The sequence below is a fragment of the Paenibacillus guangzhouensis genome (assembly GCF_009363075.1).
Classification (GTDB): Bacteria; Bacillota; Bacilli; order Paenibacillales; family Paenibacillaceae; genus Paenibacillus_K; species Paenibacillus_K guangzhouensis.
In genome coordinates, this window is record NZ_CP045293.1 from 4,067,820 (window position 1) to 4,093,293 (window position 25,474).

Consider the following 25,474-nt stretch of genomic DNA (forward strand, 5'->3'; position numbering starts at 1 on the left):
CTTGCCGTTCTCATTATGCGCGATCGGGAGGTTCAATTGCAACTTCGCTGCACCTAATGATTCTCTTCTCTTTATGTTCATTTGTCAAAACCGATCTAGGTCGCGATTATCGGAAATTCATCCAATATAACGCAAGTGTTCAAGACCTAAACCTGCTTATGTCTTATTTTCATCCAATTCCTCTGTTTTTATTTCGCTTTCCTCCTCCTTTTTCTGAAAATTTTCATCTTCAAATACTTTACCTCAACAATAACAACGTAACAACCCGGTAAAAAGTTCAAATCCATTGGTAATTTCACACAACTTTCACAATTACAAAACAAGGGCTCCCATTAGAAAACTAATGAGAGCCCTTTCACGTTCAGGCTTATTTCCACTCGCCTTGAATGTTGTTCTTCTTCATCTCTTCGTTAACTTGGTCAATAACTTCCTTACCGCCCTTGTTCATATATTCTTCCACCATCTTATCCCAATCGGAAATTGGGCGCTGTCCAACGACCATCTTCGTCGTCTCATCGGAGATGTACTGCGACAACTCGGTATTCTTCTCCATGTAGCTTGTCGAAATGATACGTTTGACAGGATTTACATAAAATTTAGACGATTTCAAATAATCCGTCATCGCACGGTTGAACGCTTTGCCTTCCGGCGTTGTTGCAATCTTCACGAACACTTCAAGATCCGAATCATCCGTTACCCAGCCCTGGTTCATAATATATGCCGCAGGAGCGACCTTCGAGCGTTGGTTCAGATCCGGTTGCACCACGCCGTCTTTCATCGTATATCCAGTACCTTCATGCCCATTGAGCCAGTCGATCCATTCATTCTGTGGATTCCGTTTGTCTTCCGGAGCAACGGTCTTAAACTCATTGATAATCTCCAGAATTTTCTTCACTTTCTCCGGCTGATCCTTCAGCTTCGCCGAGATCATGTACATCCGGTACCAAGCTGGGCTCGATGGGATCCCTTGCTGCCCATCCGGTTGCTTGAATGCAGGGATCGGAACTGCGACAGCTTCCGGCGCATTTTGACGCAGCACGTCAAAATCAAGACCATTATTGCCACTATTTCCCGGCTGTTCATACCAAATGCCGACTTTTCCTGCATTAAATTCTTTAAATACGTCTTTGTACGTCGTAATCGCCCAATCCTTGCTGATCGCGCCCGCTTGATAGAGCTCGCTTAAGAACTGCACCTTCTCCTTATTGCCTTGCGCGATATTTCCTGGAATCAGCTGCCCTTGATCATTCTTATGGTACCAAGCTGAACTCGACCAATAGGCCCCGAAAGACGGATCGTACGTGAAGCCCTTCGCAAGTCCTAGGCCGATCGTATCTGCCTTCCCGTTACCGTCAGGGTCATTTTTCGTAAATGCAATGGCTACATTCTTCAATTCCTCATAGTTCGTCGGCATCGCAAGTCCTAGCTTATCAAGCCAGTCTTTCCGGATAATCGGCTTCTTGCCGCCTTTGCCCGAAAAATAATCAGGAATGCCGAAAATCTTGCCATCTATTTTGAGCGAATCCCAATCCGATTCCGGGATCGCAGCCAAATTCGGATAATCCTTGATAAAATCATTCAGCGGGAGATAGGCCCCCTGTTTCGCCCATTTCACGAAATTGGCGTCAACCCCCTCCGCACCGATCACATCCGGAATATCGCCCGAGGCCATCCGCACAGCGACCTTCTCATCATAAGAATCAAAAGGAATATATTGCGTCTGTAGATCCACGTTGAATCGTTTGTTAATGGCATCCACAGCAGGGCCTTTCGGCTCAGGTACCGGGTTCTCCCATGTTCCGTCAAATAACGTAATGGTGATCGGCTTGTCCGTTCCGCCGCTCGAAGAGCCCTCCGCTGAGCTTCCTTCCTTGCTGCCTGAACAAGCGGTGAAGCTAGCTGCGATCGTAAGACTTAATAATAGAACCATCGTATTTTTTAATTTCATCTCTACGAACCCTCCCATTAATTCATTCCATGTACACGCACGATATCACTGTGTTACCCTTTTACAGCCCCGAGCATCACCCCTTTCGCAAAATGCTTTTGCAGAAACGGATAGACGACGAGGATCGGTATGGTCGCGATCAAGATTGCCGCCATCCCCACAGTCTCTGTTGGAGGCGGATTCTGAGCCATCGCCATTTGCGCCGCGTCGGACAGCGTTGCCTTCGTCTGACCTAATACGACAATTTGCCGCAAGACGACCTGCACCGTCCACTTCGCCGGATCGCTAATATAGAGAATGGCATTGAAGTAAGCATTCCAGTTCGATACCGCATAGAACAATCCAAAAGCAGCCAGAGAGGGCTTCGATAATGGCAGAATCACTCGGCTAAAAATCTGGAGATCATTCGCTCCGTCGATGAGTGCGGCTTCCGAGAGTTCATTCGGAATGCTTAAGAAAAACTGCCGCATCACGATCAAGTTGAACGAGTTAATCGCACTAGGGATAATTAAAGCCCAGAAGGAATCTAGCAAATGCGTTTCTTTGACGACGAGATACGTAGGGATAATCCCCGCACTGAAGACAAAAGTGAACAAAATCATAAATAAGAAGTACCGTTGACCCATAATATTGCGAGCAAGCGCATAGGCCATCATCGCAGTCAACAGCAGGCTGAACAAGGTCGCAGCCACGGTCACGAATATCGTAACCCCGATGGATCGGAACAACACTTTGGAGCCAAGTATAAATTCATAGGCATCTAATACCCATGTCTTCGGCCATAATAACATATCCTGCTGCACGAAATCCGCGTAGGAGGAAAAGGATACAATCACCATATAATAGAATGGAAAGAGCATCGCGATTCCGATAAGAATGAGCACACAGTAATTGATGATATCCGCTGCTCTGCCTAATCCGCTATTCGATCTAATCATAATACCATCCCTCCTAGTATACTCCTTCTTCTCCGAAGCGCTTCGCGAGACGATTCGCACCTACGATGAGCACGAGTCCTACGAATGATTTGAACAAGCCGACCGCAGTCGCGAAGCTGAAATCCGACTGTTCGATCCCTTTGAAATAGACGAATGTATCGAGCACGTTGCCGATTTCTTTATTCAGCGGGTTCAGCATCAAGAAAATCTGTTCGAAGCCAACATCAAGCACGCTGCCAAGACGGAGAATCAATAGTATGACAATCGTGCTGCGAATCGCCGGCAGTGTGATGTGCCAGATTTGTCTCCATCGGTTCGCTCCATCTACGATAGCAGCCTCATAGAGCGCAGGGCTGACACCTGCAAGCGCAGCGAGGAAAATGATCGTACCCCATCCGGTTTCCTTCCAGATAACCTCCAAGACGATCAAGGGCATGAACCAGCCCGGCTCTTGCATGAAAGCAATAGGCTCCATACCAAACACAGAATGAAGCAGCTGATTCACGACGCCATTCGTCTTGAGGAACACCGTCGCAATTCCGATCACGACGACCCAAGATAAGAAATGCGGTAAATACACAATGGATTGAACAATTCGTTTGAACTTCGCGTTGCGTACTTCATTTAATAAGAGAGACAAGATAATCGAAGCCGGAAACGCGAATAATATTTGCAAAAATGAAAGATAGAGCGTGTTCCAAATAACGCGAACCACTTCTTTATCTTCGAAAATCTTCATGAAATGCTTCATGCCCACCCAATCACTATGCAGGAACCCCTGGAATGGACTAAAATCTTGAAACGCGATTACGTTACCGAGCATCGGCACGTACCGGTACACAATAAAATAGATGAGCCCCGGCAATAATAATAAAAATAGGTACTTTTCCTTCCACAATCTTCTGAGCTGAACCATCGCCCTCATCCTCCTCATCGTCATTTTTGCTTTTCCATCACTCTATTTTCTTTTATACTAGAAACCTAGGAATCAATTGCCAATGAGCATTCTCCGCATTTGTGAGCAAATTTATAGACGACCTAGAAATATGCGCAGGTTCTAGAGAAATGATTATCCTTCAATAAAGGCAGGGCAACAGCATGCGAAAAGCGCTTCAACTTAAACAACTGTCCCATTCTACCTTTCGAAAACTATTAATCTATTTCATCGCCATTATTATGCTGTTCGTGGCGTTCAGTTTGTTCTCGTTAACGCTGTATCAACGGAACATCCAGAACGAGATCATTCAATATAATAGTGAGAACTTGAAGTTCACGACGCGCAACTTCGAGCAATATTTCGAATTGATTAATAGTCTGCTGGTCAATTTCTATGTCAATAACACCAATCTTCAAGAATTAGATGCAAAGAATTTCAAATATGTTAGCGCTTCCAAAGTAATTGATGACTTGCGCGAAACAATCGGCAACTCCCAGCTCCACCTCTATAACCTGCTTGTATTCGACGAGCAGCATGGGATGGTGCTGGATTCGCTGCGCGGCGCAGATGAGGAGAAGATGATTAGCCGCTTCTATCATCATTTTCAATACAACCTGGATTTCTGGAAGGAATCGCTCGCTGCGCAGCAATCCTTCTTCATGTTGCCTGCGACGAACTTCACAAACGTATATGACCCGTCAGTTCCATCAGAATCGCCGCTCGTCTTTCCCCTGCTCGTCAAGAGCAAGCTGATTCCGAACTACGCGATGCTCGCCTTGATCGATGCGAAGAGCATTAACACGGCATTTCATCAATCGATCAATAGCAATTTCTATATCCTGGACAAGCAAGGACAGCCGCTCTTCGTCACCAACAATACGGATGAGAAGGCACTCCCGGCCCTACCTACAGATCAGTCTTGGATCTTAATGGATCACAATTATTATTTCTACCAACAAGGGAGTACTTCGGGTTATACCTATGTCAACATCGTTCCCGCGGACGCGCTATCCGCGCAATATACGAAACTTCATATTACGTTAATTACGCTGCTCGTAGTCTCCATCATCATTAGCGTCATTGCGTCGGTCGTGTTCAGTATGCGATTCAATAACCCTGTCCAGAAAATTATTGATACGATTCGCGACTTGAATCATAAGGATCTGGTCGCCGATCATCGAAACCAGTTCGACTTCATTCGCGAAAATATCGGGATGCTCATTCAATCCCATCAACAGACGTCAAGCGACCTAAGCCAAAAGACCTCCCTTCTACAGCACTACGACATCATGAATCAACTCAAAAAAATCAGAGGCAGTCATCGGCAAGAAGAAGCTGGTGCTCCGAAAAATCAAGCGCCTTTCCGCTTCATCTTATTCCAGTTCTCGCCGAATAAACGCTATTATGAAGCGTTTCGGATGAGCGTCGAACGGAGTACGCATTTTATGGCGGAATATGTGAGTCAGATCGTCCACAAGGAATCACCGCAGTCTCTTATTTTCCAGACGGAACCGAATCAAATCGTACTCCTTCATTACTTGAAGGACACGGAGCCGGAAGCGGAGCAGAGCGCACAGTTCGAGACGCATTTGATCCGTATTAAGCAACTGCTCGAAGCTGACAAAGAATACGGATTCTACTCCATCGCTGTAAGTTCGCTATACCCGCACACGGCCCAGGTGACGCAAGCCTATGAGGAGGCACTCCTGCGGATTAAACATCGTCCGTTCGATGATTCGACGATTATTCTAAGGGATGAACCGATACACAGCGAACGGCTGCTATATACGAACCATTTCGAGCAAGAGCTTCATCTGCACTTGCAGGAAGGCAATGTCCAGCAAGCCTGGCATATTCTCGACCGAACACTCGCACAACTGCAGAAGAAGAATCCAAGCATGTATCATTACAACAAGTTCCTAGAAGAGATGACGGACAAAGTACTGCGGATCGTCTATTCGCTCCAGCTCGATGCCGAGCCTCTCGCACAAGAAGCAGCCGCACGTCTGCCGGTCTATACGATGAAGGATCTGGAGCAGTACTTCAAAGATCTGATCGAATCCGCTTGTCAGTTCATCCGTGATCATAAGGAAGTCATCGATCCCATCGTACGGTTCGTACAGGACTACCTCGCGAATCATTATGCTGAAGCTGTCACGCTGGATATCGTAGCGGACAAACTTAAGATTACGCCAAGCTACTTATCCACCTACTATAAGGAGAAGACGGGAACGAATTTCGTGGATGCGGTCAATAAATATCGCGTCGAGCAAGCAAGCACCCTCCTCCTGCATACGGATCTCTTCGTTCAAGAGATTGCTGTTCAGACCGGGTTCCTGAATATCAGTTCCTTCAATCGGGTGTTCAAGAAATTCACAGGCATTACTGCGAGTGATTATCGTCGCAACGCTTCCCGCGTCTATGAGCCTGAAGAAGACTTTCCCGCGTAATTGTAAAGATGGGGCTGGTAATTTTAACATGATTATTCCAACTACAGACTGGCGTAGTTCGGGGGGGTTTGTGTTAGAATATAGCGGGGGGGATTCAATGAGCCGTGTTTTCAATTGGTTGTTGCAGCGTGAGAAACGGGTATTCCTATGGATAAACGGCCGCTTGCATCATAAATTTCTGAACTTCATCTTGTACTACATCACGCATTTAGGCGGTGCAACGCTAACGATCTGCATCACCTCCGTGCTAGCGATTCTGGCACCTCATCCATGGAATCGGGTCGGCCTGCAATCCCTGATCGCACTTGGGCTCAGTCACATTCCTGTGGCCATTATCAAAAAATTATATCCACGTATTCGCCCGCATCTCGCACATCCGCAGACGAATACATTTCGCAAACCGCTGGTCGATCATTCATTTCCATCGGGTCATTCCACGGCTATCTTCTCAATGCTCGTGCCGATGATGATTCAGTTCCCGGCGCTTACACTCGTACTACTGCCGCTGGCGCTCATCGTTGCGTTATCGCGAATCTATCTCGGGCTTCATTACCCATCGGATTGCTTCGCCGGTGCCTTCATTGGTACCTTGTTCGCGGTAATTACCGTATCGTGCTGGCCAGCTTCGATTTTAGCTTGAATCAAAAAACCTCCGTTCACACGCAAATGTGATACGGAGGTTTCTTATTCGTGGCATATCAGATATCGTCTATCACGAGATTACTCAGCTTGTTCATCGTCTTCTTCTTGATCAACGATCGCCGCTTCAGCCTGCTGTGCAGCGATTTTGCGCTCTTGATAAGCCTTAAGCGCTTCTTCCCCGATCACAACCTCAACGCGGTGAATATTCATGCCTTTGCCCATGAACTTCTGCTCATATTCGGTCATGACATGTTCTTCGTTCAGTCCGTTCCGATGCAAGTTCAAGGAGATATTCGTCATTTGAAGCCCCATATCCGCGAAGGAATTAAGCGAGAACTCGAACAATGTCTCGGAATCGGTCTTGAAATGAATTTCGCCCTGCGCATTCATGACGCCGATGTACTTGTCCACAAAACGATGATGCGTTAAGCGGCGGCGTGCATGACGCGCCTTCGGCCACGGATCGCTGAAATTCAAGTAGACGCGTGTAATTTCACCCGGAGCGAAAATATCTTCCAGCGTCTCAATATTCGCACGTGCTAACGCTACGTTCGGCGGGCTGTCTACCCCTTGCTCAGCCCATACATTGCGGGCCTTCTCACTCGCGCGGCGAACCAATTCATCGTACATATCCATCCCGATGAAGTTCACGTCCGGGTACTTCGCGCTCATACGGCTGACGAATTGACCTTTACCCATGCCCAGCTCGACATAAATCGGACGGTCATTGCCGAAGAACTCGTGCCAACGACCTTTATACGTATGGGGTTCAAGAACAACAAGATCCGTCTGCTGTTCCAGGTTCTCTCGAATCCCTTTTCTTCCTCTTAGACGCATGATAAATCCTCCTAAGCTATTCTAAAGCTATATTGTGCCGAAGAAAGCGCAAAAAGTAAAGAGGATGTTCTTGTTAGGAGGGAGAAAATACGTCGAGGGATGATAGGCGACGCATGGAGCGATAGATGTGGAGATTGGGTTGATCATTGGAAAGGACTGGGTGGTGCGGCGATTTGGGGGGCCGTGACTTGGTGGCGTGGCAATGCTAACGTAGAGTTTAGCAGGAGCTTTAACGGTGGGGGCTGCTATCGTGGAGTTTTGCAGGAACTTTAGTGGCGGGGGCTACTATCGTGGAGTTTTGCATGAACTTTAGCGTATATCCCCCTGCCAGCTCCTCTATATTGGATATTTGCCGTTACTTTGTTCATTTCAGGCTTCATATCGGCTAATTCATCGATCTATCGTGCAGGAATCCAGTATATGTGGAACCACGGCATGAAATAAGACTTATATGCTGGAAGATATACAGGATAGGTTACCCTATTGTTCCATTACGACCGCGTGTCCTCCCCCATCACCCCTCGGGCCTCGAACCACCGTACCACCGAAAGCTTATTTTTTCACGATAATCTTGCGTAAGACTAGCACTTTACTCCGTCTGAAAAATGTCGCGAGCACTCGCTCGTTATTCCGCAGCCTCAGCTTGCGCGCATTAGCCTTGGACAGCCGAATCTCCTTGCCCGTATCCCCTTCCAGGGACATTAACTCTACGAACAGCTGCACCCGCGTCTTCCCTCTCACCACGGTGATTCGTCCGTTTGCCCCTAATTTCTCTTGAATGCTCGCGTTAAGCCCAATGTGGAATGGTCCGCCAAGCGGCGTCTGAATGCGAATGATCCCTCGTGCTGATCTCCTCATGCGATATTCCTTCCTTCTGTTCGGATCTACTGTAATATATACATCCGGCCCAGGTCAGGTGATGAGGAACACTCGTCGCAAACGCAGTCATCACACAATAAAAAATCCGAACGCACATGCCGTGCACTCGGATTCCAATCGTCATATTTCTAAATCAACTTCATTAATGTACGTTCTCTTCAAGTTCGAACTTGCGTTCAATCGCGGAGTTCAATTTGCGGCGAGCGGAAGCCGCTACCTCTCGATTCTCATTAAACTGGATACCCGTTAATGCCATCGCTTCATTCAGCGTCAGTTCAACCAACACTTTCTCTGTTCCTTGCGAACCTTTAACTTCGGTATGCATTGACATCACCTCTTAGCGTTATTGTGTTCAGAAACAAGAAAAATTATGAAAATACGTATGCGAATTAATGGATAAAATCGCTGTTGCTGATAGTTGTAATATAACATAACATGTAAGGTTTTTCAAGTCCCAAATGGCCTGACTTGGCTTCAAATCAAGGGAAATAATTCGATTTTTCATGCCTTTATTGGTACAATAGGAAAATGATTAACAAACTAGAAATATCGCTGAAATGCAATAAAGGAGCAAGCCTTACCCATGATAACGACCGAACCGAATCATCCCCTGCTCTGGGGAGATAAACGATTCCATACATGGAACGCTGAAATGCGGGAGCAGTTCGGAAATAAAGTATTCAAAGTGATGCTCGACGCCGGATTTACCTGCCCGAACCGCGATGGCTCCATCGCCAAGGGCGGATGTACCTTCTGCAGTGCGAGAGGATCAGGTGACTTCGCTGGGAGCCGCCGCGATGATCTGGTGACCCAGTTTAATAAAATCCGAGATCTCCAGCATCAGAAGTGGCCGAACGCGAGTTATATCGGCTATTTCCAAGCCTATACGAATACGTATGCGCCGGTTGAGGAGCTGCGCGAATATTTCGAGGTCATCCTTCAACAGCCAGGCGTAGTCGGCCTCTCGATCGCCACACGTCCAGATTGTCTGCCAGATGATGTCGTCGAATACTTGGCAGAGCTGAACGAGCGGACGTACCTCTGGGTCGAGATGGGTCTACAGACCATCCATGAATCCTCGTCCGAGCTCATTAACCGCGCGCATGATACGCAATGTTATCTCGATGCGGTTGCGAAGCTGCGCAAGCATAACATCCGGGTCTGTACCCATATTATTTATGGGCTTCCACAGGAAACCCACGAAATGATGCTCGATACGGGACGTGCCGTCGCCCAGATGGATGTGCAAGGCATTAAGATTCACCTCCTCCACCTCATGCGCAAGACCCCGATGGTGAAGCAATATGAAGCTGGATTGCTCCGCTTCCTCGAGCAAGACGAATACATTAAGCTAATTGTCGACTCGCTCGAATTCCTTCCGCCGGAGATGATCGTCCATCGCCTAACAGGTGACGCACCGCGCGATCTATTGATCGGACCGACATGGAGCCTTAAGAAATGGGAAGTGCTCAATAGCATCGACGCAGAACTCAAGGCACGCGATTCCTGGCAGGGCAAGTTCTGGAGGGGGCGCTAAGATGGGCTTCCTCTCCGTTCTCAGCTTCGCCCAGAAGCTCGTCGCTGAACGCGCGCAGCTGGGCGATATCGTCGTGGACGCCACCGTGGGCACCGGTGTCGACACGCTGTTCCTCGCCAAGACGGTTGGCCCGCAGGGCACCGTCTACGGCTTCGACGTTCAGCCGCTCGCGCTAGAGCTAGCGCGCGAGCGGCTGAACGCAGCGGCCGCGCCTGGCGAAGCTGGCGCGGTAACCGCCGCCGCAGGCGCCCGCGCTTCGCGCAAGGGCGCTGGCGGCCTCGCCGCTGCTCGGCTGCTGCTACGCAGCCATGCCGAGCTTGCGGCGGCACTACCCGAGGCGGCGCACGGCCATGTCGCCGCCGTCATGTTCAATCTCGGCTACCTGCCGGTGGCCGAGATCGATGCTTCGGCGCGCGTCATCACGCTCGCCGAGACAACGCTGCCGGCGCTCGAAGCCTCGCTCCGCGTGCTGAAGCCGGGCGGCATCGTCACCATCGTCGTCTACCCCGGCCATGAAGGCGGGGATACGGAAGGCGATGCCGTCGAAGCCTGGGCCGCGGCCTTGCCTGCCAGCGTCGGCCAGACCATTCTGTACCGGATGACGCAGCGTCCGAAGGCGCCATACGTCATCGCGGTCGAGAAGCGATAGACATGACGAATTCATTATCGTAGATTCAGCTGTAATCAACCAATAGAGGAGGCCACCCGTAACATGAGTGTTCACAAAATTGAGCATGTTGGCATTATGGTACAATCGTTAGAGCGATCCATCACTTTCTATCAGGACGTAATCGGGTTACAATTACTACATATCTTGCAGCCGACTGATCAAGTCCGTCTCGCCTTTCTTGCTTTTCCAGAATCATCCGAGACCGAGATTGAACTCGTCGAGAAGCCGAATAACAGCGACCTCTCGAATGAAGGCAAGGTCCACCACGTCGCGTTCACGGTGCAAGACATCGAATCCGAGCATGCTCGATTGCGTGAGCTAGGCATTCATCTGATTCATGACACCATCGTTACGATTCCGAATGGAAGCAAATACTTCTTCTTCGAAGGGCCTGACCAAGAGCAGCTCGAGTTCTTCGAACCTGTAAGACAAGGCTAGCATTCCATCAGAATCCTAATATATAATTTTCACCATCATGGCTGTTTATTTTGAAAGGAGCAATATTTCATCATGACGCAAGCATATCCAATTCAATTCAAAGCTGAAATGAAAGAAAAAGTATGGGGAGGCCGCGCACTTGAGCAATTCGGACTTGAAATGCCGGATGGCGCTATCGGCGAAGGCTGGATGATCAGCGATCACCCGAACGGTCTAACCAAAGTCATTAACGGCGAATTTGCAGGCCTGAACTTAGAAGATATCCGCCACCGCGTTGGCAAAGAATGGTTCGGTACGAAATCGAACATTGACGCAGATACACGCTTCCCGCTTTTGATCAAATTGCTCGATTGTAACGACGACCTATCCGTACAGGTTCACCCGAACGATGATTACGAGAAATTGCCTAAAGGTGAGCTCGGCAAGACGGAAATGTGGTATGTCCTTGATGCCAAGCCAGGCGCGAAAATCATCTACGGTCTGAAACCGGGCGTTACGCGCGAACAGCTTGCTCACGCACTCGAAAATAACGAAGTGATGGACACGCTGCAGGAAGTTGAAGTCGTTCCTGGCGATTCCTTCTACATCCCTGCTGGAACGGTGCATGCGCTCTGCTCCGGCGTAGTCGTCGCGGAAATTCAACAGAACTCCGATACGACATATCGTCTATATGATTACAACCGTCCAGGTCTCGATGGCGAGCTTCGTGAACTTCACATCGAAGATTCCCTGAACACTGTTGCATTTGGTGACTCCGGTGCGACATACATGAAGACGGAGACAGCACCTAACACATGGCTGTCCCTTGCGAAATCCCCTTACTTCCACGTAGAAAAAGGGATCGTTGCTGCCCCTTGGCAGCTCACGACGACGCCTGAGAGCTTCGTCATTCTCATCGTCTGTGAAGGCGAAGGAACATTGACGTGGGAGAACGGCCAAGAAACGCTGCAAGCTGGCCAATGCTTCTTGCTTCCTGCGAACTTAGGCAAGTACACCCTTGAAGGGAACTGCACGGTGCTTCGTTCTACCCTATGATAAGACTCCAAGAGCGCAGCACTGAGCTGCGCTCTTGCTATATGATCGTGAGAGAGGATGAGCCGAATGAAGACGACAAATTTCACTCTACAAGATGAGGAACAATTCAATCTCTATATCTACCAATGGCAACCTGACACCGATGATGTTGCTTCTTATAAAGGCGTTGTTCAAATCGCGCACGGCATGGCCGAAACGGCTGCACGATATGCTAGATTCGCCGAAGCATTGACGGAGCAAGGCTATTTCGTCTATGCCCACGACCATCGAGGGCATGGTCGAACCGCAGCTTCAACGGCGGATTTAGGCCACCCAGGAGACGACGGCTTCAACTGGAAAGTGAAGAACATGGCCCAAGTTAGCATGCATATCCGCAATACGCATCCAACGCTTCCCCTCTATTTGATGGGACACAGCATGGGGTCGTTCCTCACCCAGAAATATATGTATGAATATCCGCATCTGGTGGATGGCATTATTCTATCCGGGACGAACGGTCCAAGAGGATTGCTAGGCGCAGGACGTACCCTTGCGAAGCTCGAAATGTCCCTGCGCGGCGAACGGCATCCGAGCACGCTGCTCAATGCGATGTCGTTCGGCTCATTCAACCGTGCATTTCGCCCTACGCGGACAGGATTCGACTGGCTGTCTCGTGACGCGGCTGAAGTCGATAAATTCATTGCCGATCCATTCTGCGGATTCCTGTGCACGTCGGGTTTCTTCTATCATTTCTTCGGCCTGCTCCAAGAGATCCATCAACCTGCCCAAATGCAGCGGATTCCGAAGGATTTGCCCATCTATGTCTTCTCTGGGGATCAAGATCCTGTCGGACTGCATGGGAAAGGGGTTCGGCAGCTGCTGAAGCTCTATCAAGAGCTCGGACTATCCAATGTGCGCTCGAAACTGTATCGCGATGGGCGTCATGAAATGTTGAACGAGACGAACCGGGATGAAGTGACAAGCGATACGATTGCTTGGTTGAACCATCAAGTGGAATCCCGTGCCATGCAAGCCTAGTTTCAGATACGATACTATACGCCGCAAGACCGCAAAGAACTCTCCTTGCGGTCTTTTTTTTATTGTTCGTGCAATTCATAAAGATTGTTGATCATAGCTGAAACAACATACCCTATTCTCGCGTCTTATCCTGTGGAGGTGGATTCTTTGAAAAAATATGTAATATACGCATTGGTTGTAGCAGTATTAATATCCATCTTGGTTGGCTGCGCTGAAAAAACACCACCGATCCCCAAGGTCATTGCAGAGAATACGCAGATCCCTGTCAAGCAAAGCAGCTACTGTTGGGAAAGATTAGGCTGCGCGGACTATGCTGGAGGAAAAACGATGCTAAAAGGAACAGCTCCAACCGTTGTAACTTCGAAATCACGCATCGAAGTTTCATATGATTACAATCCTTCACCTAATGAACTCTCGATTCAGCAATTTCAAGACGAAGGAGCGGTTGATGTTCCATTTCAAGATGGGCATTTCATAGCCCCCACAGAAAAAGGTGTGTATTACTACGGGATTTCAGCCTCTTGGTCAACAAAGGACGGTAAGCATTCCAAAGGCAGCACCTCTTCCGTATTCGTCATAGAAGTCCAATAAGGCCACGTAAGCTGCCTTGCACACAGCACCCCACTGAACGAATAACGAATACAAAAGACCACTTGCACACACAAGTGGTCTCTCTCCATCACGCTCTTATTCCACAACCGCTGCAACGAGCGGCATCGTATAATAGACGGGCTTCTCTTGCTCATTCTGTTGATACAGCACGATCAGCAAGGTCGGCTGTTCTTTCACCTGAGCCTCCGCCCCGGTCAATGCATGCAGATCGAACGGCAGCACCTCGATAACCGCATGTTTATGCAGTTCTTTCTCGGAAAGGTTGAGCGCTGCAAAGTCTCCATTTACCCGCTCCGGATGCTCTGCGATCTCCTTGATATAGCCAGCCCATACATCCTTCTCCAGTGTGAAATCCCACCAGATTTTGCGCGGCTTGTACTTGTGATTCAAGAAGTAATCGAACTTCATCAGTCCTAAGATGATTTCCATCTGCTTGGTATCGCGGGATTGCAAGAAGCTGTAGAGCCTTGTGAACAAGTCTTCGAGCTGGTGACCAATCTTCTGCCAGCCTTGCCCTTCCCAATAATCGCCGAACGCTTGGAAGAAGTCGAACGCCGAGTCGAACTCCTGCGTAATCAAATATTCGAGCGTATGGTTCATTCGATGCGCGTTCCAATACTTTTCCAGCACATCCTCAACCCGTTTAATGCGTACAAGATCCGAGAACGGCAAAATATCGTTGCCTAGTATCTCATACGGCGCGTGGTCCATGTAAATATAGTTGTACTTGTGCGCATCGATCCGCATGCCGGTCCCGCGCAGCATTTTGAGGAAGCCCAGTTGTAATTCTTCCGGACGCAGTGCGAACACATCGTTGAACGTCTTGCGGAACGTATCGTAATCTTCGAGCGGCAGGCCGGCGATCAAATCCAAATGCTGGTCGATCTTCCCGCTGTCTTTAACCTTCTGGACCGTTCTTGTCAGTTTCGCAAAGTTCTGACGGCGTTTCACGAGCTCATTCGTCTCATCATTCGTCGATTGAACGCCGATCTCGAAGCGGAAGACCCCTGGTGGTGCATTCTCCGCTAAGAAATCCAGCACCTCCGGACGCATGATGTCTGCCGTAATCTCGAATTGGAACACGCATCCGCGGTGATTATCAATCAGGAACTGGAACATTTCCATCGCGTAATCCCGCTTAATGTTGAAGGTCCGGTCTACGAACTTAATCAGCTTCGCGCCGTTGTCGATCAGATAGAGAATATCCGCCTTTGTCTTCTCAATATCAAAGTATCGAACGCCTACCTCAATCGAGGAGAGACAGAACTGACAACTGAACGGACAACCGCGGCTCGTCTCGAAATAGACAATGCGCTTCGATAGATCCGGCAAATCCTCCGCAAAACGGTGCGGTGATGGCACCTGTGCTAAGTCCAGCTTCGGCCGCCCCGGCATCATCACCACTTCGGATCCTTTGCGATACGCAAGTCCGTAGACGAAATGATATTTTTGCGTTGTCTGAATTTCAGTCAAGAGCTGATGGAACGTCTCTTCCCCTTCGCCCATCACGATGAAATCCACATCCTGCAGACGGTCCATCCAGTACTCCGTGTCATACGAGACCTCCGGTCCACCGAGGATGATTTTGACTTCCGGCATAATTTTCTTCACCATGCTGATGACTTCGATTGTCTCTTCGATATTCCAGATATAGCAGGAGAACCCGATCACCTTAGGTTGGCGGCGGAATAAGTCGGACACGATGTTCATGACTGGATCTTTGATCGTATACTCCGCGATTTCAATGTCCGGGAAGTCTTTCTCACTGAATGCTTTGAGGAAGCGCAGTGCGAGTGATGTATGAATATATTTCGCATTTAGCGTAGATAGTACGACTTTCATGGTGGTTTAACCTCGTTCTCTATTTGCAAATTTGTATTACTACTCTTATTAGAATGCTCTAATTCTATCAAATTTAGCCATTCTAGTCTTCAAACTCATAGTTCTCCTGCATCTTCTTCTCTTGGAAAAATTGCAGGAACGGCGCACCGTAATTGCGGAACTTCTGCTCCCCGACCCCTTTGATGCGGAGCATCGCTTGTTCCGTTGCCGGGCACATCTCCGCCATCTCACGCAGCGTCGCATCGTTGAAAATAATATAAGGCGGCACCTTGGCTTTCGCAGCCAAATCGCGGCGAATGAGGCGAAGCTGCTCGAATAACGTCTCGTCCAGCGAACCCGGTGCGGCTTCCGGCTGCTTGTGCACCTTCTGGAACACTTGCCGCTGTCCTTTGAGCACTTCAACCGCGAGCGGCGCGATTTTGACAACCGGATATTGGCCTTCCGCAAGCGTCAGATATCCTTCGGCAATTAGGACATTGATCAGGTCGCTGATCTCCTTGTCCGTCGATTTGCGCATCACGCCGTAGGTTGGTAGCTGGTCGAACCGGTACTGCAGCACCTTCTTGTTTGCCGATCCCCGCAATACGCCGGCAATCATCGATACGCCGAACCGTTCGCGCATCCGGTGGATGCAAGAGAAGATTTTCTGCGCTTCAATCGTAATGTCAACGAGCTCTCGTTCGTCCTTGCACGAGCTGCAGATGCCGCAAGGCTTGCGTTCACCTTGATCTTCAAAATAATCGAGGATCGCGATATTCAAGCATTTCGGTGTGTAACAGTAGTCCACCATCGTCTGCAATTTGCGATATTCATTCGATTTACGTTCGGGCGATTGCATATTCTGCTCAATTAAGAACTTCTGCGTAATGATATCTTGAGGACCGAAGAGCAGGATGCATTCGCTTGATTCGCCATCGCGTCCCGCACGGCCCGCTTCTTGGACATAGGCCTCCATATTTTTCGGCATATTGTAGTGAATGACATAACGAACGTTGGACTTATCGATCCCCATGCCGAATGCATTCGTCGCTACCATGACCCGAATGTCGTCATATATAAAAGCTTCTTGGTTATGCGCGCGATCCTCATCCGATAGTCCTGCATGATATTTGCCGACATTCAGACCTTTACGGTGCATCGCCGTATGCAGCTCGTCCACATCCTTACGCGTTGCTGAGTAAATAATGCCCGGCTGGGAAGCATGCGTCTGCGCATAGTTCATCACGAAGTCCCGCTTGTTCTCACCGCGAAGCACCTGCATTGCCAAGTTGTCCCGTCCAAATCCCGTGACGAATAGATTCGCATCGGTTAGTTCGAGCAGCCTTGCCATATCCTGCGTCACTTCCGGCGTCGCTGTCGCCGTGAATGCCGCTAGAATCGGTCTCGTCCGCAGACTGCGCACGAATGGCGCGATCGCCAAATAGCTCGTCCGGAAATCATGTCCCCACTGAGACACGCAGTGCGCCTCATCAATCGCAACACATGAGATATCGAGCGAGTCCACGCGTTGGCAGAACCAATCCGATTCAAGCCGTTCCGGAGCAACATAGAGCAGCTTCAACTCACCGCGCTGTGCTGCCGATAGCCGCTCGTTCACTTCACGCGCCGTTAGCGAGCTATTGATATACGCTGCCGGGATTCCGACTTCATTCAGGGCATCCACCTGATCCTTCATCAAGGAGATCAGTGGCGAAATCACGAGCGTTGTTCCAGGATAGAGCACGGCTGGAATCTGATAACAAATCGACTTTCCTCCGCCTGTCGGCATAATGCCTAGCGTATCATGACCTTCGAGAAGACTGGCAATAATCTTCTTCTGTCCTTCTCGGAAGGTCGGGTATCCGTAATATCGCTGCAAAGCCTGTTCAGCTTGCTTAAACATGTAATCTCTCCCATGACTGTGATCTTCATCTCTTTATTTTACCACAATCTATACGCAGTCGCTCATTTTCGAACGAGGTTAGAGCGGAGATTGCGAGTCACGATCCTGATCGAACGTGTAGTGAATCATCAGATGTGCTTCCTCCTCTTCCCCCGTCAGACCAACGGTCATACATAACGCCATCAGTTGGTACACGCCCATATATTGCTGCCGATTCAACCGATGAATGCGAAGGAGTGCGTCTTCCGCGACGGCTTTTGCTTTCTCTAAGCTATGGTGTTCGACGGCCTGAACAATTTCTTTCATCTTGTCCAGATAATACACCGTCTTCCGCAGCGTGCTAATGAGGAGAATCTGTCTCACATGCATTGGCGAATAGAGCCGGTATCCATTGTCCGGATTCCTTACAGGATTCAGCAATCCTTCCTTCTCCCAATGCCTGATCGCTGAAGCCTGCACATGGGTTATTGCAGCCGCTTCCCCAATCGTCATCAGCCCCTTCATCGGTTTGCCTTGTACGACCTGAAGCTCCGGATCCTGCAGCAGGGCTAACATCTGTCCCGCACTTCGTTTCTCTTCTTGCAGCTTCGACTGCTCTTCATTGATCAGCCAGAGCGCATTGTTAAGTTCAGCCTGTTGAATATATCGTAGTACCTCATAGGTCAACTTGAAGCCAAATCCGGGAATTAATGCTCGAAGACAACGAAAATAAGCCAAATGAACCTGGGTATACCTGCGATACCCATTCTCCGATCGTTCCGGGGCAGGAATCACCCCCCACGATTCGTAATGCCTTAAGGCACTTGTACTTATTCGTAGCTCTCTCGCAATCTCGATAGGTTTGTAATATTCTTGCCCCTGCATGGCTGATCTCACCCGCTCTTCATTTCACTTATTGACCTTTACGTTACCTTAAGGAAACGCTTGATGCAAACCTTCAATTAAAACTTTAAAGTGCTTTGAGATGCTTCTTGAATATCATTTCTCGTTACATCAAGTTCAATTTATGGATACCTTCTCACTTGCATCAATGTAGTAGAGTAATTACTGTAACGATTTATGTCGACAGGAGGACTTGAGATGATCCAAGCAAAAATGCATGATGGAAATCGGATCGAGATTGATGTAGCAGGAGAAGGGCCTAGTTTGCTGCTCCCCGTTAATACACAGAAGATTGAAGGCGCACAGGCAGAGGAAATGATGAAATGGGGCGTCGATCCCGCTCTAGGGAGGTCCTTCGTCGATGGCCTCCGCGACAGCTATCGCGTCATTGCCTTCGACTACGAAGGTCATGTATTTAAGCATGCAAAACCTGATACGCTTACCCCTGCGAACATTGCAGCAGACTTCATAGCCATTGCAAACACAGCAGAGGCTGATACATTCGCCTATTATGGATACTCCTGGCTGGCGCTTAGCGGCATGCAGCTTGCTATTCGCACAAACCGACTCTCTGGCCTAATCATGGGCGGATACCCACCAATCGACGGACCCTACGAGGCAATGCTGGCTGTAACGCAAGCGACGTATGATATGTCCCTCACCCCTAAGACGACCTCGAATGTCAAGACCGCTGAACCATGGGGTGGCAGCCCAGACGATGTTGATTGGTCACAGGTTGAAGTGACGATGAACGCGGAACAAACCCGGCAATTCGTTACCCTGTATGAGAGCTTACGGACATTCGATGACCGTGCTGCACAATCGTTGATTGCCTGCCCTAAACTATGCTTTGCCGGTACAGCAGACAAGATTGCATACAGCCCAAAATGGGGCGGTGTCCTCGTCGACATCATCAGTCCCCTGATCGATCGGCGCCATGAACTTGAGGCATACGGATGGGACGTCGCTGTGCTGGAAGGACTTGACCATACACAAGCTATGCAAGCTTCGAATGTGCTGCCGATCCTCCGTCCTTGGTTAGATCGGAACGTAAGCGTATGATAAGAAGACCTCCACCCACATGTGTCGTGTCCATGTGAATGGAGGTCTTCTCGGCCAATATCTACTCCCATTTAAATGTAAAGCTCGCCACGATAAATGCGACAATCATCCAAGCGCACAGGAGCAACCCTTCGCTCCACAGCTGCGTGATTCCTGCGCCGACATTCATTATCTGACGCAGCGCCGTACTGAGATGGGCAATCGGCAGCGCCTTGATGATCGGCTGCAGGAAAGCCGGCATGCTCTGTATCGGGAAGAACACGCCGCCGAGGAACATCAGCGGGAAAGAGATGAAGCCTGCAATAGGGCCTGCGCTCTCCGGCGTCTTCGCGAGTCCCGCGATAATGAATCCGATCGCCATGAACGCGAGCGTTCCGATGATAACGAAGCCGAGCAACAGCGCCCAGGACCCATTCATTTGCGTGCCAAATCCAATGGAACCGATCAGCAGCAGGATGAGCGCCTGTGCCCCGTTCAAGATCAGCCGTGCCGTAATCTGCGCGGCGATGAACGTCGACGCTTGGAGCGGCGTGCTCTGCATCCGGCGCAGTACGCCGCGTTCCCGCCAGGAAGCGATCTGACCAGCGACGCCGTTCAAGTTGTTCGACATGATCATCATCGCGACGATCCCCGGGACGAGGAAGTCAATATATTTGAGATTCAGCGATTCGATACCCTTCGGTTCGATGGTCACCACCGGATTATATTTGACGAAGCTTTTGCTGATCCCGTCGACGACTTGGGATACGGCATTCAACGCTGCCCCGGACTTCTGGGCTTGTGTCTCGTCATAGTATACTTCGACATAGCCATGCTCCGCTGCGGCAGCCTCTGGGGAGGCCATCGCCTTATTCAACTTTTCGCCGTAGCCTTTGGGAATGACGATGACCATCTGATTATCGCCCTGACGAAGTTTCTCCATTGCTTCTTGCTGCGGTGTCTCCCGGTCCAGCTTCAACACTTCCTTCTGCTGATCCATTGCGGCCACCAACGCTCTCGATTCCGTCGTCTGATCCAGATCGATCAGACCGCCATAAATACCTAGACTCCCATTGTTGCTGAACAGATAGCCGAACATCACCATAAAGAAGACGGGGAAGAACAACGTGAAGAACAACACTTGCTTATTGCGTCCGAATAACCGGAGCTGCGCGATCGTTAATTGGCCATAGGCTCTCATTCTTCTCTCAAGCTCCTTCCAGTCATATGGATAAAGACATCTTCTAGCGTCGCTGTTCGCGTCAATAAGTCTGCGAACTGAATTTCCTGCAACTTGCAGTGTTCAATGAAGTCCGTCAGGGTCTGTTGAAGATCGTCCGTATAGAGCACATACGTATCCTTGCGGAACTCTGCGATCCGTACCCCGCTAAGTGTCTGGAGTTCGCTCAGCAGCTGTTCCTTCCGTTCATCGTGCCAGTTTAATTCTTCAGGAATACGGAATTCAACCGCACTCTCTGAGTTCATATTCGAAATGAGGTTCCGCGGTGTATCCAGCGCAATAATTTTCCCCTGATCCATCAGGCAAATGCGATCGCAGAGCAGCTGCGCTTCATCCATGTAATGCGTACTGATGACGACTGTCTTGCCGTTATCGCGCATTTTCAGAATAATATCCCAAAGCGTGCGGCGCGCTTGCGGATCGAGCCCTGTCGTCGGTTCATCAAGGAACACAACCTGGGGATCATTCACCAGTGCCAAGGCGATAGCTAGACGCTGCTTCTGCCCGCCGGATAGATTTTTCACCCGATCATTGAGTTTCTCTTCGAGCGTGACACTCGCAAGCAGCGGGCCGATCGGCACCGTATGCTCATAGAAGCTGGCATACATCTTCGTAATTTCCTTGACCTTTAAGAGCTCGAACAATGACGTCGATTGCAGCTGCACGCCGATGACCGTCTTCACCTTGCCAAGATCCGTCCGGGTATCATAACCTGCAACCTTCGCACTGCCTTCATCTGGCTGCCGGAGCCCTTCGATCATCTCCATGGTCGTCGTCTTCCCTGCGCCATTCGGTCCGAGAAGCCCGAAGATCTCGCCTTTGCGCACCTGAAAATCGATGCCGTCTACCGCTGTAAAGGAACCATACCGTTTACGCAAGCCTTGCACATCAATAATTGTCTCATTCTGATCGCGATGCTGCTGTAGATTTGAAGTCACCGGGTTCCCTCCTTTTGAGATTTACCAAACTTTACCTCGTATAGTATAATACGCGCGGTTTGAGGTTCACAAGAGAACAGTTCAGATAGAATGCTCTTCCATAGCAATTCCGCGTCCTACATGGTATAGTGAGTCCCATAGTACTTGAATCGACAATTGGAGCGAACTGAAATGAATAAGAAACTACCACAATCTTCGAAAAAGAAACCCCCTTTTCATAAAGAACAGAAACGACCGTTAGCCGCCGGTGGGCAGAAGCCAAGACCATCCACGAGAGGCGACCAGTCCGCTGAGCTCGTCAGTATCGGCGAGCGCATTATCGTCACGATCAAACGGATCGGCATTAACGGCGAAGGCGTTGGTTATTTCCGTCGTAAAGCCGTATTTGTTGATGGGGCATTGCCTGAGGAAGTCGTGCGCGCGAAGGTCAAGCGGATCGAACCGAACTTCATCATCGCAGAGCTGATGGAAATTGAGAAAAAATCTGCTGCACGCATCAAACCGGACTGCCCTGTCTATGATCGTTGCGGCGGCTGTCAGCTGCAGCATCTCTCGTATGCAGGACAGTTGTCAGCAAAAGAGGATATCGTTCGCGAAGCATTCAACCGCTATACGCAAGGGATTGATGTGAAGATCAAGCCCATTCTCGGCATGGATAACCCGTGGAAATATCGGAACAAAGCCCAACTGCAGCTTGGATTCCAAGGCGATCAGATGATTGCAGGCCTCTATGAGGCGGGTTCGCATCAATTGGTGGATATCACGGGATGCGCCATTCAGCATCCAACCGTGAACCAAGCCGTTGATACGATCAAAGGCATTCTGATGGATCTGCATATTCCTGTATTCAAAGCTCGCGGTGGGGATGAGGGATATATTCGCAATATCGTCGTGCGTGCTGGACAGCAATCAGGGGAATTGCAAGTGACACTTGTGACGGGATCGGAGAAAATGCCGAAGGCGCAGGCCATCGTATCCGCAATTCGCCGCGTTCTCCCTCAGGTCACGACGATCGCGCATAATATTAACACGCAGAAGACTTCCTTAATCTTCGGGGATAAGACGCATATTCTATGGGGCAGACCGACGATCAACGATTCGCTCGGCGATTTACAGTTCGAGCTGTCGCCGCGAGCTTTCTTCCAATTGAACCCGGAGCAGACGGTCAAATTGTACGAAGCCGTTCGCGTCGCTGCGGGGTTAACGGGGCGTGAGACCGTGGTCGATGCCTACTGCGGCACAGGAACGATCGGGTTGTGGCTTGCGCCGTATGCGCGTGAAGTGCGCGGGATCGAGATCATCCCTGAGGCTGTCGAGGATGCGAAGCGCAACGCTGAGCGCAGCGGCCGTACGAACGCGAACTTCTACGTCGGCAAATCCGAAGAACTGCTCCCGCGTTGGGTGAAGCAAGGCTTCCAGCCTGACGTCGTCGTATTCGATCCGCCGCGTACAGGCGTCGATAGCCGCTTGCTGCGTGCCATCACGCAGACGAAGCCGAAGAAGCTTGTCTACGTCTCGTGCAACCCTTCGACGCTCGCGAAGGATTGCAAGCAGCTGATCGAGGGCGGCTACGAGCTGCAATGGGTGCAGCCAGTGGACATGTTCCCGCAGACGAGTCATGTTGAATGCTGTGTGTCGCTCGTGAGAACATAGTGATTTAGAGCCACATTAACCTAATGTTTTTCTGTAAAGTTCAAGCAGTCACTTGCTTGGGCTTTTTTTTATAAGTACCCGAGTTCATGGAAGATACTTGAAACTGTAGGCACTGGAAATGCCATTGTTGTTTGCTCTCTTCATTCCAGGATTTCGCAGAAGCAGGTTTGCTGATACCGTATTTCTTGGTTGCAGTCTTAACACCACTTTTCCCACTCTCGACTTCACCATAGATAACGAGTTTCTCTGACGTACCATATTTTTTTTATTCCACCTGTCTACCGTAAGGGGAGCATATCAATTATCGGCAGCATTTTCTGTTACATCCACATAGTTTGCTGAGGATATATGCAACAATGATCATTGGTGGATGAAGGAATCACTCAGATCTATAGTGTTAAGAAACCAATCATTCATTTTCTTTATTCAGCAATTGCTCTGCATAGATAATACAACGTTCTGCAAATTCCAGTGATTGATCTGTTATAGGATACAGTCCAGTTGTCTCTGACGGCATTTTTCTTACTTCCCAAAACTTATTCATTAACTCTTCATTTCCATCAAATGTATCATTGGAAACTGCAATCAACTCACAACCAATCTGATAGCCAGCTTCAGATTCAGGTAATATGCTATGCTGCTGACACCATTCAATTCTCCGTAATAGTGAAATATATTGTTGGGTGATTCGGTCGCTTTTACTAAGACTAGGAAGCACTTGTTCTAAAAAATCCTTCTCGTCATCTTCAAAATATTCAATCCATTTTTTCGAATTATGTTTGGCTGTCTGTACTAAATGTGAAATTCGTTTCCACGATAATTCTCCCTCAAGATCAAACATGTTGATGAGCGAGGTCGTATTGGAGATGCTAGTTTGGAGCGAAGAAAGTTGTTCTTGAAGATGATTATAGTGAGCTTTTAGTATTTCTCGGTAGGATAGCTTATCCAATAAATTCTGAATCTCTTCGAGTGGAAGCATGAGAGATTTTAGAAGTGTGATCTTTTCCAAAGTAAACAAGTTTTCTTCGGAATAGCAACGGCGTCCGCTTTCGTCCTTAAAGCTAGGTGTAAGGAGCCCAATTTGATCATAATAGCGAAGTGTTCTTACAGAAACATTGCTTTGTTTGGATACTTGTCCTGTTGTCCAATGACTCATGATATTCCTCCAAAAAAAATGCTTGCAGGTGACGTAGCGTCACCCAATATATTTGAATTATATCACAGAGACAAAGGGGTAAGGGAATGACTGATCACTTAACGCATTGGAAACAAAGGGATAATTGGACATGGAAAGAGTTTGTAGCTTTGCTGTTGCTAGAGTTTGTATTTGTTATCGGATTTATTAAATTTGTAGTAAAACCCGTATATGCGCAATGGCTTGGAAATGAGCTGTATTCAGGAACATTGACAGGGCTTACAATAGCAATAGTATTAATGCTGGGAGTGTATTTCATAGGGCTACGTCCTAAAAAGCTTTCTTGGAGTGAAGTGGGTTTAAGATCCTTTCCTGCGAAGGATTGGTGGCGAATTCTGTTATGGACGTTCTTGCTGATTATAGGCAGCACCATCGTAATGATCCTTACCAGCTATATCGGCAATACATTTGAAAATTCTAAGACGGAATCAATTCAGCAGAATGTTACGGTCTTCAGTGTATTCATTGCGTTTGCATCAGCAGTGATCATCTCACCTATATACGAAGAGATATTCTATCGCGGTTTTATCTATCGCTGGCTGCGAACCCGATTAGGCATTGGTTGGGCAATGTTTTTGAGTGCGAGTCTCTTTACGATAGTCCATATTCCTACCTATAACGCGATGCCTGCGAATTTTCTTGGGGGGATCATATTTGCATGGGCGTATGAACGAACAAATTCTGTTTGGCCGGCAGTATGGGTACATGGCTTAACAAATGGACTATTTTTATTATTGACTCTGGTAATGTAACGGGAGAAAGAAAAAGAGTTACCTAATTCGTAAACAAGCACTTCGAGGCAATGACGACAAATGAGACGGGACTCATCACATGGCTAGTAGAGTTTAGGATTAGAAGAGA

At 48.9% G+C, this 25,474-nt stretch carries 23 protein-coding genes; 11 read left to right on the forward strand and 12 right to left on the reverse strand.

The window, feature by feature from the left end:
* Nucleotides 1–367 precede the first annotated feature (367 nt).
* From GCU39_RS18270 to GCU39_RS18280, 3 genes are read right to left on the reverse strand one after another with little or no spacing between them, the layout of a single operon-like run.
* A complete protein-coding gene (locus GCU39_RS18270) occupies nt 368–1,948 on the reverse strand; it encodes an extracellular solute-binding protein (protein ID WP_152394829.1) in 1,581 nt (526 codons plus the stop codon).
* 53 nt (nt 1,949–2,001) lie between these two features.
* Nucleotides 2,002–2,886, reverse strand: coding sequence for a carbohydrate ABC transporter permease (locus GCU39_RS18275; protein WP_152394830.1), 885 nt, complete (start codon nt 2,884–2,886; stop codon nt 2,002–2,004).
* Nucleotides 2,887–2,899: 13 nt separating this feature from the next.
* Complete coding sequence (locus GCU39_RS18280) at nt 2,900–3,802, reverse strand: ABC transporter permease (protein WP_152394831.1); 903 nt, start codon at nt 3,800–3,802, stop codon at nt 2,900–2,902.
* Between the two features lie 182 nt (nt 3,803–3,984).
* On the opposite strand from GCU39_RS18280, the gene GCU39_RS18285 reads away from it, so the two are divergent.
* Entirely contained in the window at nt 3,985–6,273 is a 2,289-nt protein-coding gene (locus GCU39_RS18285) for a helix-turn-helix domain-containing protein (RefSeq protein ID WP_152394832.1), read from the forward strand.
* 97 nt (nt 6,274–6,370) lie between these two features.
* The gene (locus tag GCU39_RS18290) at nt 6,371–6,913 is read left to right on the forward strand and encodes a phosphatase PAP2 family protein (protein WP_152394833.1); all 543 of its coding nucleotides are present in this window, start codon (nt 6,371–6,373) and stop codon (nt 6,911–6,913) included.
* Nucleotides 6,914–6,993: 80 nt separating this feature from the next.
* Here GCU39_RS18290 and trmB read toward each other — a convergent pair whose 3' ends face one another.
* From trmB to GCU39_RS18305, 3 genes are all read right to left on the reverse strand, one after another.
* The gene (gene trmB, locus GCU39_RS18295; RefSeq protein ID WP_152394834.1) at nt 6,994–7,752 is read right to left on the reverse strand and encodes a tRNA (guanosine(46)-N7)-methyltransferase TrmB; all 759 of its coding nucleotides are present in this window, start codon (nt 7,750–7,752) and stop codon (nt 6,994–6,996) included.
* 552 nt (nt 7,753–8,304) lie between these two features.
* The gene (locus GCU39_RS18300; protein ID WP_152394835.1) at nt 8,305–8,610 is read right to left on the reverse strand and encodes a hypothetical protein; all 306 of its coding nucleotides are present in this window, start codon (nt 8,608–8,610) and stop codon (nt 8,305–8,307) included.
* Between the two features lie 163 nt (nt 8,611–8,773).
* On the reverse strand, nt 8,774–8,956 hold the full coding sequence (locus GCU39_RS18305; RefSeq protein ID WP_152394836.1) for a hypothetical protein: 183 nt from the start codon (nt 8,954–8,956) through the stop codon (nt 8,774–8,776).
* A 258-nt stretch (nt 8,957–9,214) separates the two neighbouring features.
* On the opposite strand from GCU39_RS18305, the gene GCU39_RS18310 reads away from it, so the two are divergent.
* The 6 genes from GCU39_RS18310 (at nt 9,215) to GCU39_RS18335 (ending at nt 13,919) form a co-directional block, all read left to right on the forward strand.
* The gene (locus GCU39_RS18310; RefSeq protein ID WP_152394837.1) at nt 9,215–10,168 is read left to right on the forward strand and encodes a tRNA modification radical SAM protein MnmL/YtqA; all 954 of its coding nucleotides are present in this window, start codon (nt 9,215–9,217) and stop codon (nt 10,166–10,168) included.
* Nucleotide 10,169: 1 nt separating this feature from the next.
* On the forward strand, nt 10,170–10,817 hold the full coding sequence (locus tag GCU39_RS18315) for a tRNA (mnm(5)s(2)U34)-methyltransferase (protein ID WP_152394838.1): 648 nt from the start codon (nt 10,170–10,172) through the stop codon (nt 10,815–10,817).
* Between the two features lie 63 nt (nt 10,818–10,880).
* A complete protein-coding gene (locus GCU39_RS18320) occupies nt 10,881–11,276 on the forward strand; it encodes a VOC family protein (protein ID WP_152394839.1) in 396 nt (131 codons plus the stop codon).
* A gap of 72 nt (nt 11,277–11,348) precedes the next feature.
* Nucleotides 11,349–12,311, forward strand: coding sequence for a type I phosphomannose isomerase catalytic subunit (locus tag GCU39_RS18325; RefSeq protein WP_152394840.1), 963 nt, complete (start codon nt 11,349–11,351; stop codon nt 12,309–12,311).
* Between the two features lie 66 nt (nt 12,312–12,377).
* Nucleotides 12,378–13,328 carry an alpha/beta hydrolase gene (locus tag GCU39_RS18330; RefSeq protein ID WP_152394841.1) on the forward strand — a complete coding sequence of 317 codons (951 nt, stop codon included), beginning with the start codon at nt 12,378–12,380 and terminating at the stop codon, nt 13,326–13,328.
* Nucleotides 13,329–13,475: 147 nt separating this feature from the next.
* Complete coding sequence (locus GCU39_RS18335) at nt 13,476–13,919, forward strand: hypothetical protein (protein WP_152394842.1); 444 nt, start codon at nt 13,476–13,478, stop codon at nt 13,917–13,919.
* A 96-nt stretch (nt 13,920–14,015) separates the two neighbouring features.
* On the opposite strand, the gene GCU39_RS18340 is transcribed toward GCU39_RS18335, so the two are convergent.
* The 3 genes from GCU39_RS18340 to GCU39_RS18350 form a co-directional block, all read right to left on the reverse strand.
* Nucleotides 14,016–15,782 (reverse strand): B12-binding domain-containing radical SAM protein, encoded by a 1,767-nt coding sequence (locus tag GCU39_RS18340; RefSeq protein ID WP_152394843.1) that lies wholly within the window; start codon nt 15,780–15,782, stop codon nt 14,016–14,018.
* An 82-nt stretch (nt 15,783–15,864) separates the two neighbouring features.
* Nucleotides 15,865–17,664, reverse strand: a complete 1,800-nt coding sequence (gene recQ / locus GCU39_RS18345) for a DNA helicase RecQ (protein WP_152394844.1) — start codon at nt 17,662–17,664, stop codon at nt 15,865–15,867.
* Between the two features lie 78 nt (nt 17,665–17,742).
* Nucleotides 17,743–18,528, reverse strand: a complete 786-nt coding sequence (locus tag GCU39_RS18350; RefSeq protein WP_152394845.1) for a TioE family transcriptional regulator — start codon at nt 18,526–18,528, stop codon at nt 17,743–17,745.
* A 216-nt stretch (nt 18,529–18,744) separates the two neighbouring features.
* Here GCU39_RS18350 and GCU39_RS18355 point away from each other — a divergent pair, with 216 nt between their 5' ends.
* Complete coding sequence (locus GCU39_RS18355) at nt 18,745–19,608, forward strand: alpha/beta fold hydrolase (protein ID WP_152394846.1); 864 nt, start codon at nt 18,745–18,747, stop codon at nt 19,606–19,608.
* Between the two features lie 61 nt (nt 19,609–19,669).
* Here the strand turns inward: GCU39_RS18355 and GCU39_RS18360 are convergent, their stop codons facing one another.
* Together GCU39_RS18360 and GCU39_RS18365 are read right to left on the reverse strand one after the other, a co-directional pair.
* A complete protein-coding gene (locus GCU39_RS18360; protein ID WP_152394847.1) occupies nt 19,670–20,788 on the reverse strand; it encodes an ABC transporter permease in 1,119 nt (372 codons plus the stop codon).
* On the reverse strand, nt 20,785–21,765 hold the full coding sequence (locus GCU39_RS18365; RefSeq protein WP_152394848.1) for an ABC transporter ATP-binding protein: 981 nt from the start codon (nt 21,763–21,765) through the stop codon (nt 20,785–20,787). The genes GCU39_RS18360 and GCU39_RS18365 overlap by 4 nt, the downstream gene beginning before the upstream one ends.
* 171 nt (nt 21,766–21,936) lie before the next feature.
* Here GCU39_RS18365 and rlmD point away from each other — a divergent pair, with 171 nt between their 5' ends.
* A complete protein-coding gene (gene rlmD / locus GCU39_RS18370) occupies nt 21,937–23,418 on the forward strand; it encodes a 23S rRNA (uracil(1939)-C(5))-methyltransferase RlmD (RefSeq protein ID WP_152394849.1) in 1,482 nt (493 codons plus the stop codon).
* Nucleotides 23,419–23,827: 409 nt separating this feature from the next.
* Here rlmD and GCU39_RS18375 read toward each other — a convergent pair whose 3' ends face one another.
* Nucleotides 23,828–24,574, reverse strand: coding sequence for a MerR family transcriptional regulator (locus GCU39_RS18375; protein WP_076323509.1), 747 nt, complete (start codon nt 24,572–24,574; stop codon nt 23,828–23,830).
* An 86-nt stretch (nt 24,575–24,660) separates the two neighbouring features.
* Between GCU39_RS18375 and GCU39_RS18380 the strand changes: the two genes are divergently transcribed.
* Nucleotides 24,661–25,365 (forward strand): CPBP family intramembrane glutamic endopeptidase, encoded by a 705-nt coding sequence (locus GCU39_RS18380; protein ID WP_152394850.1) that lies wholly within the window; start codon nt 24,661–24,663, stop codon nt 25,363–25,365.
* Nucleotides 25,366–25,474: the final 109 nt, after the last annotated feature.

What these genes read in the sequence shown, in the direction of transcription:
- GCU39_RS18270 (WP_152394829.1), bottom strand. Translation starts at nt 1,948, where the DNA reads ATGAAATTAAAAAATACGATGGTTCTATTATTAAGTCTTACGATCGCA.
- GCU39_RS18275 (WP_152394830.1), bottom strand. Translation starts at nt 2,886, where the DNA reads ATGATTAGATCGAATAGCGGATTAGGCAGAGCAGCGGATATCATCAAT.
- GCU39_RS18280 (WP_152394831.1), bottom strand. Translation starts at nt 3,802, where the DNA reads ATGGTTCAGCTCAGAAGATTGTGGAAGGAAAAGTACCTATTTTTATTA.
- GCU39_RS18285 (WP_152394832.1), top strand. Translation starts at nt 3,985, where the DNA reads ATGCGAAAAGCGCTTCAACTTAAACAACTGTCCCATTCTACCTTTCGA.
- GCU39_RS18290 (WP_152394833.1), top strand. Translation starts at nt 6,371, where the DNA reads ATGAGCCGTGTTTTCAATTGGTTGTTGCAGCGTGAGAAACGGGTATTC.
- trmB (WP_152394834.1), bottom strand. Translation starts at nt 7,752, where the DNA reads ATGCGTCTAAGAGGAAGAAAAGGGATTCGAGAGAACCTGGAACAGCAG.
- GCU39_RS18300 (WP_152394835.1), bottom strand. Translation starts at nt 8,610, where the DNA reads ATGAGGAGATCAGCACGAGGGATCATTCGCATTCAGACGCCGCTTGGC.
- GCU39_RS18305 (WP_152394836.1), bottom strand. Translation starts at nt 8,956, where the DNA reads ATGCATACCGAAGTTAAAGGTTCGCAAGGAACAGAGAAAGTGTTGGTT.
- GCU39_RS18310 (WP_152394837.1), top strand. Translation starts at nt 9,215, where the DNA reads ATGATAACGACCGAACCGAATCATCCCCTGCTCTGGGGAGATAAACGA.
- GCU39_RS18315 (WP_152394838.1), top strand. Translation starts at nt 10,170, where the DNA reads ATGGGCTTCCTCTCCGTTCTCAGCTTCGCCCAGAAGCTCGTCGCTGAA.
- GCU39_RS18320 (WP_152394839.1), top strand. Translation starts at nt 10,881, where the DNA reads ATGAGTGTTCACAAAATTGAGCATGTTGGCATTATGGTACAATCGTTA.
- GCU39_RS18325 (WP_152394840.1), top strand. Translation starts at nt 11,349, where the DNA reads ATGACGCAAGCATATCCAATTCAATTCAAAGCTGAAATGAAAGAAAAA.
- GCU39_RS18330 (WP_152394841.1), top strand. Translation starts at nt 12,378, where the DNA reads ATGAAGACGACAAATTTCACTCTACAAGATGAGGAACAATTCAATCTC.
- GCU39_RS18340 (WP_152394843.1), bottom strand. Translation starts at nt 15,782, where the DNA reads ATGAAAGTCGTACTATCTACGCTAAATGCGAAATATATTCATACATCA.
- recQ (WP_152394844.1), bottom strand. Translation starts at nt 17,664, where the DNA reads ATGTTTAAGCAAGCTGAACAGGCTTTGCAGCGATATTACGGATACCCG.
- GCU39_RS18350 (WP_152394845.1), bottom strand. Translation starts at nt 18,528, where the DNA reads ATGCAGGGGCAAGAATATTACAAACCTATCGAGATTGCGAGAGAGCTA.
- GCU39_RS18355 (WP_152394846.1), top strand. Translation starts at nt 18,745, where the DNA reads ATGATCCAAGCAAAAATGCATGATGGAAATCGGATCGAGATTGATGTA.
- GCU39_RS18360 (WP_152394847.1), bottom strand. Translation starts at nt 20,788, where the DNA reads ATGAGAGCCTATGGCCAATTAACGATCGCGCAGCTCCGGTTATTCGGA.
- rlmD (WP_152394849.1), top strand. Translation starts at nt 21,937, where the DNA reads ATGAATAAGAAACTACCACAATCTTCGAAAAAGAAACCCCCTTTTCAT.
- GCU39_RS18375 (WP_076323509.1), bottom strand. Translation starts at nt 24,574, where the DNA reads ATGAGTCATTGGACAACAGGACAAGTATCCAAACAAAGCAATGTTTCT.
- GCU39_RS18380 (WP_152394850.1), top strand. Translation starts at nt 24,661, where the DNA reads ATGACTGATCACTTAACGCATTGGAAACAAAGGGATAATTGGACATGG.